The organism is Pseudomonas sp. NBRC 111123, from assembly GCF_001320205.1.
In the GTDB taxonomy this organism is placed as follows: Bacteria; Pseudomonadota; Gammaproteobacteria; order Pseudomonadales; family Pseudomonadaceae; genus Aquipseudomonas; species Aquipseudomonas putida_J.
The window spans coordinates 1-11,331 of the sequence record NZ_BCAZ01000066.1 but is presented as its reverse complement, the minus strand read 5'-3'; the positions used below and the strand labels follow the sequence as shown (position 1 = coordinate 11,331).

The window sequence follows — 11,331 nt, the reverse complement described above, 5'->3', positions numbered from 1 at the left end:
AACAGCCGCGTAACTGGAGATTAGGGAGATATAGCAGCCCAGCAGATTGCCACCAGATGGCTTTACGGATAGTCCTTTAGTAAATGTGGCTCAGCGAAGCCCCAGGCGACGAGCCAGGCGGCTCAGGTTGGCACGGTCCAGGCCCAGCTCGCGGGCCGCTGCGGCCCAGTTTTCCTGATGGCGATGCAGGCAGGCATCGATTACCTGGCGCTGGTAATCGTCCACGGCTTCGCGCAGGCCGCCCGCGGGCATGGGCGCTGTGGCCAGTGTGGCATCAGCCTGGGTGGCAACTGTTGCAGGCTGGGCGGCGCGCAGGTCGAGGTCGCTGGCTTCCAGGGTCAGGATCCGTGGGCGCTCCGGGTGCTGGCCCATGGCCTTGAGGGCCGAGCGACCGATCAAGTGTTCAAGCTCGCGCACGTTACCCGGCCAGTCATATGCCAGCAGTGCTGCCTGCGCGTCGCTGCTCAGCCTAAGGCTGTTCAAGCCAAGGCGTGATCGGTTCTGTTCGAGGAAGTAACCGGCAAGAAGCACCACATCACGCCCACGCTCGCGTAATGGCGGTACCTGTAGCGGGTATACGCTCAGGCGATGGTAAAAGTCGGCGCGGTAGTTGCCTTCGCGTACCTCGGCGGCCAGGTCGCGGTTGGTGGCAGCGATCAGGCGTACATCGACACGGTGTTCGCGGTCAGAGCCCAGGCGTTGCAGCTGGCCACTCTGCAGTACACGTAACAGCTTGGCTTGAACGGTCAACGGTAATTCGCCCACTTCATCGAGGAACAGCGTGCCGCCATTGGCCAGCTCGAACTTGCCGCGGCGTTCGCCGTGAGCGCCAGTGAATGCACCACGCACATGGCCGAACAGTTCGCTTTCCACCAGGGTTTCGGGGAGGGCGGCGCAGTTGAGGCTGACCAATGGCTTGTTTGCGCGGTTGCTGGCCTGGTGCAGGGCCATGGCCACCAGCTCCTTGCCGACGCCGGTCTCGCCGGTGATCAATACCGTCAGGTCGCTACCGCCAACCAGGCGGATTTCCTCCAGCAGCCGTTTGTGCGCCGGGCTCTGGCCGATCAGTTCCTTGTCCTGGCCGCTGGCCTGGCGGTACACCTCGGCGCGCTGATGCTCGTCCTCTGCGCGCAGGGCCAGGTGCTCGATGCGCTCGGCCACGGTCACGGTGGCGGCGGCCAGGCTGGCAAAGGCCTGCAAGGCGTCCAGCTCCAGGGTCTGGAACTGGCCGGGGGTGAGGGCGTCGAGGGTTACCAGGCCCCACGGGCGCTCATCAACCATCAGTGGGCAGCCCATGCAGTCGTGCACTTCAAGGTCGGCGTCAGGGGCGTTGACCAGGCCATCGTAAGGGTCGGGCAACTCGGAGTCGCTGGCAAAGCGTGTCGGTTCCCGGCGGCTGAGCAGGATCTGGAAACGCGGGTGCTCACTGACCTTGAAGCGACGGCCCAAGGTGTCGGGCGACAGCCCATCGACGGCCAACGGCACCAGCCATTCGCCATCCAGGCGCAGCAGCGCGGCGGCATCGCAGGGCAGCAGCCCGCGCATGGCCTGCAGCAAGCGGCGGTAGCGCTCCTGGTCGGGCAGATCGCGGGACAGGTCACTGACCAGCGGCAGCAAGGTAGTGAGCAATGGCTTTGTAGTCATATGGACTCCTGTAGGTCAATTTGACTATACGCTTGGTCAGGTCAATTTGACATGGTGTTCGCCAACACCCTGATTTCATTGGGGAAATAGTTGGCACGATTGCTGTAATTAGAAGGGCAACCTTTTCAAGCCTCAGGCTCAGGAGTTGTCGCAAATGCTTAATTCCGAACAACGTGCAATCATCAAAGCCACTGTCCCCCTGCTGGAAACCGGTGGTGAAACCCTGACCACCCATTTCTACAAGATGATGCTCAGCGAGTACCCAGAGGTACGCCCGCTGTTCAACCAGGCCCACCAGGCCAGTGGCGACCAGCCGCGGGCGCTGGCCAATGGCGTACTGATGTATGCCCGGCACATCGACCAGCTTGAACAGCTCGGTGGCCTGGTCGGCCAGATCATCAACAAACACGTTGCCCTGCAGATCCTGCCGGAACACTACCCGATCGTCGGCAGCTGCCTGCTGCGAGCGATCGAAGAAGTGCTGGGCAAGGAAATCGCCACGCCTGAGGTCATCGCCGCCTGGGCCGCTGCCTATGGCCAGTTGGCCGACATCCTCATCGGTGCCGAAGAAAACCTCTATAAACAGAAGGAAGAGGCCGCCGGTGGCTGGCGCGGAACCCGCGAGTTCCGCTTGGTCCGTCGTGAGCAGGAAAGCAGCGAGATCACCTCGTTCTACTTTGCCCCGGTGGATGGCCAGCCAGTACTCAAGGCCGAACCTGGCCAGTACATCGGCCTGAAGCTGTTCATCGACGGTGCCGAGCAGCGCCGCAACTACTCGCTGTCGGCCCTGTGCAACGGCCAGGGGTACCGCATCAGCGTCAAGCGCGAGGAGGGCGGCAAGGTCTCCAACTACCTGCATGATGAGCTGGTGGTTGGCGACTCCCTGCAGCTGTTCCCGCCAGCGGGTGACTTCATCCTGGCGGCCAGCGACAAGCCGTTGGTGCTGATCAGCGGTGGTGTTGGTATCACCCCGACCCTGGCGATGCTCGAAGCGGCCCTGCAGACCCAGCGCCCGGTGCATTTCATCCACTGCGCACGTAACGGTGCGGTGCACGCGTTCCGCGACTGGGTCGATGGCTTGGCCGAGCGCCACCCGCAGCTTACGCGCTTCTACTGCTATGCCGAGCAGGAGGGGGCGCAGAAGGCCGATGCGGTTGGCCTGCTGAGCCAGGACCTGCTGGGTGAGTGGCTGCCGCGCGAGCGTGATCTGGACGCCTACTTCCTCGGGCCAAAAGGCTTCATGGCAACGGTCAAGCGCCAGCTGAAGGGCCTGGGTGTACCAGAGCAGCAGAGCCGTTACGAGTTCTTCGGGCCGGCGGCTGCCCTGGAATGACTGTTGTCGGCGCGGCGTATATATAAGGAAAGATGAAGGGTGCCACGGCACCTTTCATCTTTAATCCTCCTTTAATCACTGTATCCTTCACTCCCGGGTGTCGAGGGGCTTGCCCCTGTGCGGCGCCCGGGCAGCCGCTTTTTTACCGGCCGACGTTGAACCGACGTTACAGCAGCCGGTCTCAGCATCTCCGGATAGCCCTGCGCAGAGCTGTCTCGCCGCCACCTCGACACGCTAATGGGCCATGCCTGCGTGTAGAATTGCACGCAGGCGGGCGGACCACGCTGCCATCTATCCATCGAAGGAATCGGCAATGAACGAACAATCCTTGCGCCTGAACCGCGAACGGCGCTTTCTGGTGCTGCTGGGGGTGATCTGCCTCGCCCTGATCGGCGGTGCGCTGTACATGCAGGTGGTACTGGGCGAGGCACCTTGCCCGCTGTGCATCCTGCAACGCTACGCCTTGCTCTTTATAGCCATCTTCGCGTTTATTGCCGCCGCCATGCCCGGGCGTCGCAGCCTGACCCTGTTCGAGGGCCTGGTGGTGCTCAGCGCAATTGGCGGAATCATTGCGGCTGGCAACCATGTGTATATACTCGCCAACCCCATGGTCAGTTGCGGCATCGATACCCTGCAGCCGATCGTCGACGACCTGCCCCTGGCCAAGCTCTGGCCGCTTGCGTTCCAGGTCGACGGCTTCTGCAGCACGCCGTACCCGCCGATCCTCGGTTTGTCGCTGGCGCAGTGGGCATTGGTGGCGTTCGTCCTGACCGCCATCCTGGTACCGTTCGGCATCTACCGCAACCGGCGCCAGTCTTAGACATAAGTCCCGATTTCGGTGTGGTCTTTTGCACCGGATGAGAAGAGCGAAAAGTCCTCTCCCGCTTGATCCAGATCAACCTCAAAGCCTTGCGAAATGCGGGTTTGAGGGCTAGCAAGCGGGGTGCGACAAACTGTCGCGAAGTTGATTTGTAGAGCGCTATTGTTACAGATTCTGTAAAGGACTGTTGCTCAATAAGTCATAGTCAAGGGTTGGCGACCTATCTACAATCGCCCCCAATTTCCGTTCGGCACTGCTTGCGAGTCGCAGGATTGAAGGAAGCCCCAGCGCTCCTTTTTGCTGACTTCGTCAAGTTTCGCCCAACGGCGATACCGGGCGGACCCCCCTCCGCGTTTTCCCGCACCAAATGGACTTGGTCTGAAGTACAGGCCTGTTGCCTACGAAACCATAAGCACCGCTAACCCGCTTTTCGCCAAGGTCCTGCAGTCAGACCCGGGCAGGAGCGAGTACGGGCGCGACATGCCGCACTTGGCAGGACGAAGTGTTGGCTACCAAAACACAAATTGCATTGAAGCAAGCTGATCTAGAGGTCGTGAGATGAGTAAAAAGCGTTACCCCAGACTGTTTGGCATATTGCCCTTTTTAGGCATGCTTTTACTCAGTGGGTGCAACTGGACCCTGCTCGACCCGAAAGGTCAGGTCGGCATTGAGCAAAAGAACCTGATCCTGATCGCTACCGGCCTGATGCTGCTGGTGGTCATTCCGGTCATCATCATGACCGTGGCGTTCGCCTGGAAGTACCGTGCTTCCAACAAGGCTGCCACCTACACCCCAGACTGGTCGCACTCGACCAAGATCGAAGCCGCGGTGTGGATCATCCCGATCATCATCATCATCGCCCTGGGTTACGTCACCTACAAGTCGACCCACAAGCTGGACCCGTACCGTCCGCTTGATTCGGACGTGAAGCCGATTCAGATCGACGTGGTCGCACTGGACTGGAAATGGCTGTTCATCTACCCGGAACAGGGCATTGCCACGGTCAACAAGATCAACTTCCCGGCTAACACCCCGGTCAACTTCCGCGTCACCTCCGACGCCGTGATGAACTCGTTCTTCATCCCGGGCCTGGGTGGCCAGATCTACGCCATGGCCGGCATGACCACCAAGCTGCACCTGATCGCCAACGAAAACGGCGAATTCGACGGTATCAGTGCCAACTACAGCGGCGCTGGCTTTACCGGCATGAAATTCAAGGCCACTGCAACCTCCCAGGAAGACTTCGACAAGTGGGTCGCCGAGGTCAAGCAGTCGCCACTGAAACTGGGCAAAGCCGAGTACGAAGCTCTGGCCAAGCCTAGCGAATATAACCCAGTCGCGCTGTACAGCGAGGCACCAGCAGAGCTGTTCCAGACCATCGTCGACAAGTACGAAGGCATGAACCGCGGCAAGCCGGTCCACGAAGAAGCAGGCAGCAAAGATCTGGCCACAACCAAGGGTGTGGAATCGAGTATGCAACCAGCTGCCGGTGCAGAGGAGTAAGAGATGTTCGGTAAATTAACCCTGGAGGCGATACCCTTCCACGAGCCGATAGTCATGGTGACGCTTGCCATGATCGCGCTCGGGGGTATTGCTGTCGTTGGTGCTATCACCTATTTCCGCAAGTGGACCTACTTGTGGACCGAGTGGTTGACCACCGTCGACCACAAGAAAATCGGGGTGATGTACATCGTCGTCGCGATGGTCATGCTGCTGCGCGGCTTTGCCGACGCCATCATGATGCGTACCCAGCTGGCTGCCGCTACCGGCGGCTCCGAAGGCTACCTGCCGCCTGAACACTATGACCAGATCTTCACCGCTCACGGTGTGATCATGATCATCTTCATGGCGATGCCGTTCTTCACCGGCCTGATGAACCTCGCGGTTCCTCTGCAGATCGGTGCACGTGACGTTGCCTTCCCGTTCCTGAACTCCCTGAGCTTCTACCTGCTGCTGGCAGGCGTGCTGCTGGTCAACATCTCGCTGGGCGTTGGTGAATTCGCCAAGACCGGCTGGGTTGCCTATCCGCCGCTCGCGGGCATTCAGTACAGTCCTGGGGTGGGTGTCGACTACTACATCTGGGCGCTACAGCTCTCAGGTTTGGGTACGACACTGACCGGCGTGAACTTCCTCGTCACCGTGATGAAGATGCGCGCACCTGGCATGAAGCTGATGGACATGCCGATCTTCACCTGGACCTGCACCTGGGCCAACGTGCTGATCGTGGCTTCGTTCCCGATCCTGACCGCTGCACTCGCTCTGCTGACTGTTGACCGTTATCTGGACTTCCACATTTTCACCAACGAGCTTGGTGGGAACCCGATGATGTACGTCAACCTGTTCTGGGCGTGGGGTCACCCTGAGGTTTACATCCTGATCCTGCCGGCATTCGGCGTGTTCTCGGAAGTGACTTCGACCTTCTCCGGCAAGCGTCTGTTCGGCCACCACTCGATGATCTACGCATCGGGCGCCATTGCCGTTCTGGGCTTCGCTGTATGGCTGCACCACTTCTTCACCATGGGTGCCGGCGCCAGCGTCAACACCTTCTTCGGCCTGGCGACGATGCTGATCTCCATTCCGACCGGTGTGAAACTGTTCAACTGGCTGTTCACCATGTACCAGGGCCGTGTGCGCTTCACCGCACCGATGCTGTGGACCCTGGGCTTCATGATCACCTTCTCGATCGGTGGCATGACTGGCGTTCTGCTGGCTGTTCCAGGTGCTGACTTCGTGCTGCACAACAGCCTGTTCGTAATTGCTCACTTCCACAACGTGATCATTGGTGGTGCGGTATTCGGCTACATCGCCGGCTTCGCCTACTGGTGGCCAAAAGCGTTCGGCTTCAAGCTGAACGAGAAGTGGGGCAAAGCTGCATTCTGGTTCTGGATCTCTGGCTTCTACGTAGCGTTCATGCCGCTGTACGCCCTGGGCTTCATGGGCATGACCCGTCGTCTGAACCACTCCGACAACCCACTGTGGGAACCCTACCTGTATGTCGCCGTTGTCGGCGCCGTGCTGATCCTGTTCGGTATCGCCTGCCAGCTGATCCAGATCGTCGTTTCGATCCGCGATCGCGAGCAGAACCTGGACGTGACCGGCGACCCGTGGGGCGGCCGTACCCTGGAATGGTCGACTTCGTCGCCACCTCCGTTCTACAACTTCGCCCACATGCCTGAGAAAGTTGGCCTGGACTGCTGGAACGAAGCCAAAGAAGCCGGTGTTGCCTACAAGGTGCCGGGCAAGTACGAAGCGATCCACATGCCGAACAACACCGCTACCGGTCTGTTCATGGGTATGTTCCTGACTGTCTTCGGCTTCGCTTTCATCTGGCACATCTGGTGGCTGGTTGGCGCGAGCCTGCTGGCAACCATCGCGGTCTTCGTTCGCCACGCAGCGCGTGACGACCAGGGCTACATGGTTCCGGCCGAAGAAGTGGCGCGCATCGAAGGCGAGCGTCTCAAAGCGCTGGCCAAAGCAGGTGCTCTGCCTGCCGGCGCACGTGTCGAATCGTTTGAACGGGTGTAATCAATGTCCAGTCAAGTAATCCACGGTGGCGCGCATGGTCATGACCATGCTCACGATGACCACCACCACGACTCGGGCCAGATGACCGTCCTCGGTTTCTGGCTGTACCTGATGACCGACTGCATCCTGTTTGCGTCGCTCTTCGCCACCTACGCGGTGCTGTCCGGCAGTTTTGCCGGCGGCCCGTCGGGTCACGACATCTTCCAGCTCGATTTCGTAGCTGTTGAAACGCTGTTCCTGCTGCTGTCCTCGATCACCTTCGGCTTCGCCATGCTGAAGATGTTCGACGGCAAGAAAGCTGGCGTACTGGGCTGGTTGGCTGTGACCTTCCTGTTCGGTGCAGGCTTCATCGCGATGGAAATCTATGAATTCCATCACCTGATCGGCGAGGGCTTCGGCCCGACCCGCAGTGGTTTCCTGTCGGGCTTCTTCGCCCTGGTAGGTACCCACGGTCTGCACGTGACCGCCGGCCTGATCTGGATGGCAATCATGATGTACCAGATCAACAAGCACGGCATCACGCCGACCGCCAAGACCCGCATGAGCTGCCTGAGCCTGTTCTGGCACTTCCTGGACGTGGTCTGGATCTGCGTATTCACCGTCGTCTACCTGCTGGGAGTTCTGTAATGGCTAACGCACACGACACTCATCACGAAGGTAACCACGGCAGCGTCAAGTCGTACATGATCGGCTTCATCCTGTCGATCATCCTGACCGCGATCCCGTTCGGCCTGGCCATGTCGCCAAGCCTGCCGAAGAACCTGACCGTTCTGATCATCGTGGCCATGGCTGTGATTCAGGTAGTGGTACACCTCGTGTACTTCCTGCACATGGACCGCTCGAAAGAGCAGCGCTCCAATGTGTCGACGTTCCTGTTCACCGCGCTGGTAATCGCTCTGCTGGTCGGCCTGTCGCTGTGGATCATGTTCAGCATCCACTTCGAAATGATGGCCAAGTGAGGTAAGACTGCATGTCCGTTAAGCACTTTATCCAAATCACCAAACCGGGGATCATTTTCGGTAACGTGCTTTCCGTGGCAGGCGGTTTCTTCCTTGCCTCGAAGGGCCATGTGGATTTCGCCCTGTTCCTGGCGGTGGTGATCGGTACTTCGCTGGTGGTGGCGTCCGGATGCGTGTTCAACAACTGCATCGACCGTGACATCGACCACAAGATGGAGCGCACCAAGAACCGCGTCATGGTGCAGGGCGGCATGTCGCTGACCCTCGCGCTGGTCTACGCCACCCTGCTCGGGGTGGCGGGCTTCAGCCTGCTGTATGTCCAGGCCAACCCGCTGTCGGCGTTCTGCGCAGCTGTAGGCTTCGTGGTCTACGTCGGTTTCTACAGCCTCTGGCTCAAGCGCAAATCGGTGCACGGCACCTTGGTTGGCAGCCTGTCCGGTGCCATGCCTCCGGTGATCGGCTACTGCGCCGTGAGCAACAGCTTCGACCTGGCTGCAGTGACCCTGCTGGTGATGTTCAGCCTGTGGCAGATGCCGCACAGCTTTGCTATCGCCATCTTCCGCTTCAAGGATTACAGCGCTGCCAACATTCCGGTCCTGCCGGTGGCACGTGGCATCCTGGCGGCGAAGAAGCAGATCGTGCTGTACGTGCTGGCCTTCCTGCTGGCTACCTTGATGCTCACCCTCGGCGGTTACGCCGGCCTCGGCTACCTGGCCGTGGCAGCAGCCATGGGCCTGTACTGGCTGTACATGGCCTGGGGTGGCTACAAGGCTGAGGACGACAGCAAGTGGGCCCGCAAGGTGTTTGGCTTCTCCATCCTGACCGTCACTGCCCTGAGCGTGATGATGTCGGTGGACAGCCAGACCGCTGCAGACGTGCTGATGACCTACGCGCGCTGATCGAGGCGAGTGCTTCACTAAAAAACCCGGCCATTGCGCCGGGTTTTTTTATGCCTGTGATTTCTGGGATGGCTTCTTCGCGGGCAAGCCCGCTGCTACAGGTGAAGTGCAAGCATTGAATGTGGCGCGGTCCCTGTGGGAGCGGGCTTGCCCGCGAAGAGGCCAGGCCTGAAAACATAGATCCTTGATTTTCAATAAATAAATCTGAAAATGTTTAACTAAACAGGAAATTATCCTTTACAAGAATCCTCTTTCGGCACTATCTTCTGATCCAGGCCGCCGCAGCGGCCAGCGTCGCTCGGACGGTTCCGGGCGCTTACGTCTGCAGAGGAAACCATGGCCAATCCAGGTTCGCCGCGCCGCTTCGCGCGCATCGATCGTCTCCCCCCTTACGTCTTCAACATCACCGCCGAACTCAAGATGGCTGCCCGCCGCCGTGGCGAGGACATCATCGACCTGAGCATGGGCAACCCCGATGGCGCGACGCCGCCGCACATCGTCGAGAAGCTGGTGCAGGTTGCCCAGCGCGAAGACACCCATGGCTACTCCACCTCACGCGGCATCCCGCGCCTGCGCCGGGCCATCTCCAACTGGTACAAGGAGCGCTACGAGGTCGACATCGACCCGGAAAGCGAAGCCATCGTTACCATCGGCTCGAAAGAGGGCCTGGCGCACCTGATGCTCGCCACCCTCGACCAGGGCGACACGGTGCTGGTGCCCAACCCCAGCTACCCGATCCACATCTACGGCGCAGTGATTGCCGGCGCCCAGGTGCGTTCCGTACCGCTGGTACCGGGCGTGGACTTCTTCAACGAGCTGGAACGGGCGATCCGCGAATCGATCCCCAAGCCGAAGATGATGATCCTCGGTTTCCCGTCCAACCCCACAGCCCAATGCGTGGAGCTGGACTTCTTCGAGCGCGTGGTGGCCCTGGCCAAGCAGTACGACGTACTGGTGGTGCACGACCTGGCCTACGCCGACATCGTCTACGACGGCTGGAAGGCCCCGTCGATCATGCAGGTACCGGGCGCCAAGGACATCGCGGTGGAGTTCTTCACCCTGTCCAAGAGCTACAACATGGCCGGTTGGCGGATCGGCTTCATGGTCGGCAACCCCGAGCTGGTCAGTGCCCTGGCGCGGATCAAGAGCTACCACGACTACGGCACCTTCACCCCGCTGCAGGTGGCTGCCATCGCCGCGCTGGAAGGCGACCAGCAATGTGTACGCGATATTGCCGAGCAGTACCGTCAGCGCCGCAACCTGCTGGTCAAGGGCCTGCACGAGCTGGGCTGGATGGTCGAGAACCCCAAGGCGTCGATGTACGTGTGGGCGAAAATCCCGGAACAGTACGCGCACCTGGGGTCGCTGGAGTTCGCCAAGAAACTGCTGGCCGAGGCCAAGGTGTGCGTGTCGCCGGGCATCGGTTTTGGTGACTATGGCGACGACCATGTGCGCTTCGCCCTGATCGAGAACCAGGATCGGATTCGTCAGGCGATTCGCGGTATTCGCCAGATGTTCCGCGCCGATGGCCTGACCCAGAAGTAACGCGTCACCCGAGCCCGCTTCGTCGGGCTCGGGCCTGCCGGATCAACGGCAAACTATTTTTGCATTGCCCCTCTTCTCAGCCGACCTGGCTTCGATTACAAATGGCGCGCGGGCCCAGCCCCGATAACAACAACCCTCCTTCCGTGCCATCATGTCCGAAAACAACCCTTGCCTTGACTGCGGCGCCTGCTGCGGGTACTTCCGTGTGTCCTTCTTCTGGGGCGAATGCCAGTCTGCCGGCGGCCTTGTGCCGGACGACCTGGTGGTACAGATCAACCCCAGCCGTGTTGCCATGATCGGCACCGACGCCAAGCCTTGCCGCTGCGTGAGCCTGCAGGGCGAGATCGGTACCGAGGTGGCGTGTACCATCTACGCCAACCGTTCAAGCCCGTGCCGCGAGTTCGAGGCGTCTTGGGAGGGTGGGGTGCATAACCCGAGCTGTGACGATGCGCGGGCAGCGTATGGGCTGCCGCCACTGACCCCGCCGGGGGCCAACGAGCCGCATTGGCCTGATGATGGGGCCGAGGTGGCCTGAGCCAGTTTCGCTATCTGCGGCACCTGTAGGGGGCGCCCACAGAGATGCAGCGCTCTTGAGACCGAGCGCCG

Annotated in this window: 10 protein-coding genes; 9 read left to right on the top strand and 1 reads right to left on the bottom strand. The window is 60.5% G+C overall.

Going from position 1 to position 11,331, the window contains the following annotated elements:
- Positions 1 to 90: 90 nt before the first annotated feature.
- Positions 91 to 1,644, bottom strand: coding sequence for a nitric oxide reductase transcriptional regulator NorR (norR, locus tag APH27_RS23830; RefSeq protein WP_027920313.1), 1,554 nt, complete (start codon positions 1,642 to 1,644; stop codon positions 91 to 93).
- A 154-nt stretch (positions 1,645 to 1,798) separates the two neighbouring features.
- Between norR and hmpA the strand changes: the two genes are divergently transcribed.
- The 9 genes from hmpA to APH27_RS23785 all read left to right on the top strand — a co-directional run bounded on the left by hmpA (position 1,799) and on the right by APH27_RS23785 (position 11,260).
- Positions 1,799 to 2,977, top strand: coding sequence for an NO-inducible flavohemoprotein (hmpA, locus tag APH27_RS23825; RefSeq protein ID WP_060486058.1), 1,179 nt, complete (start codon positions 1,799 to 1,801; stop codon positions 2,975 to 2,977).
- 313 nt (positions 2,978 to 3,290) lie between these two features.
- Positions 3,291 to 3,797 (top strand): disulfide bond formation protein B, encoded by a 507-nt coding sequence (locus APH27_RS23820; RefSeq protein WP_060486057.1) that lies wholly within the window; start codon positions 3,291 to 3,293, stop codon positions 3,795 to 3,797.
- A gap of 558 nt (positions 3,798 to 4,355) precedes the next feature.
- Complete coding sequence (gene cyoA / locus APH27_RS23815; RefSeq protein WP_027920310.1) at positions 4,356 to 5,300, top strand: ubiquinol oxidase subunit II; 945 nt, start codon at positions 4,356 to 4,358, stop codon at positions 5,298 to 5,300.
- Positions 5,301 to 5,303: 3 nt separating this feature from the next.
- Positions 5,304 to 7,322: a cytochrome o ubiquinol oxidase subunit I gene (gene cyoB / locus APH27_RS23810; protein WP_027920309.1), complete on the top strand. Its 2,019-nt coding sequence runs from the start codon at positions 5,304 to 5,306 to the stop codon at positions 7,320 to 7,322.
- A gap of 3 nt (positions 7,323 to 7,325) precedes the next feature.
- Positions 7,326 to 7,949, top strand: a complete 624-nt coding sequence (gene cyoC, locus APH27_RS23805; protein WP_027920308.1) for a cytochrome o ubiquinol oxidase subunit III — start codon at positions 7,326 to 7,328, stop codon at positions 7,947 to 7,949.
- Positions 7,949 to 8,281 carry a cytochrome o ubiquinol oxidase subunit IV gene (gene cyoD / locus APH27_RS23800; RefSeq protein WP_027920307.1) on the top strand — a complete coding sequence of 111 codons (333 nt, stop codon included), beginning with the start codon at positions 7,949 to 7,951 and terminating at the stop codon, positions 8,279 to 8,281. Before cyoC ends, cyoD begins: the two co-directional genes overlap by 1 nt.
- Before the next feature lie 11 nt (positions 8,282 to 8,292).
- Positions 8,293 to 9,180 carry a heme o synthase gene (gene cyoE, locus APH27_RS23795; protein WP_027920306.1) on the top strand — a complete coding sequence of 296 codons (888 nt, stop codon included), beginning with the start codon at positions 8,293 to 8,295 and terminating at the stop codon, positions 9,178 to 9,180.
- Positions 9,181 to 9,516: 336 nt separating this feature from the next.
- Positions 9,517 to 10,725, top strand: a complete 1,209-nt coding sequence (gene alaC / locus APH27_RS23790; RefSeq protein WP_027920305.1) for an alanine transaminase — start codon at positions 9,517 to 9,519, stop codon at positions 10,723 to 10,725.
- Positions 10,726 to 10,876: 151 nt separating this feature from the next.
- Positions 10,877 to 11,260 (top strand): YkgJ family cysteine cluster protein, encoded by a 384-nt coding sequence (locus APH27_RS23785; RefSeq protein ID WP_027920304.1) that lies wholly within the window; start codon positions 10,877 to 10,879, stop codon positions 11,258 to 11,260.
- Positions 11,261 to 11,331: the final 71 nt, after the last annotated feature.

Bases quoted from the DNA above. Each gene is read 5' to 3' on its own strand.
- norR (WP_027920313.1), bottom strand. From the start codon at position 1,644: ATGACTACAAAGCCATTGCTCACTACCTTGCTGCCGCTGGTCAGTGAC.
- hmpA (WP_060486058.1), top strand. From the start codon at position 1,799: ATGCTTAATTCCGAACAACGTGCAATCATCAAAGCCACTGTCCCCCTG.
- APH27_RS23820 (WP_060486057.1), top strand. From the start codon at position 3,291: ATGAACGAACAATCCTTGCGCCTGAACCGCGAACGGCGCTTTCTGGTG.
- cyoA (WP_027920310.1), top strand. From the start codon at position 4,356: ATGAGTAAAAAGCGTTACCCCAGACTGTTTGGCATATTGCCCTTTTTA.
- cyoB (WP_027920309.1), top strand. From the start codon at position 5,304: ATGTTCGGTAAATTAACCCTGGAGGCGATACCCTTCCACGAGCCGATA.
- cyoC (WP_027920308.1), top strand. From the start codon at position 7,326: ATGTCCAGTCAAGTAATCCACGGTGGCGCGCATGGTCATGACCATGCT.
- cyoD (WP_027920307.1), top strand. From the start codon at position 7,949: ATGGCTAACGCACACGACACTCATCACGAAGGTAACCACGGCAGCGTC.
- cyoE (WP_027920306.1), top strand. From the start codon at position 8,293: ATGTCCGTTAAGCACTTTATCCAAATCACCAAACCGGGGATCATTTTC.
- alaC (WP_027920305.1), top strand. From the start codon at position 9,517: ATGGCCAATCCAGGTTCGCCGCGCCGCTTCGCGCGCATCGATCGTCTC.
- APH27_RS23785 (WP_027920304.1), top strand. From the start codon at position 10,877: ATGTCCGAAAACAACCCTTGCCTTGACTGCGGCGCCTGCTGCGGGTAC.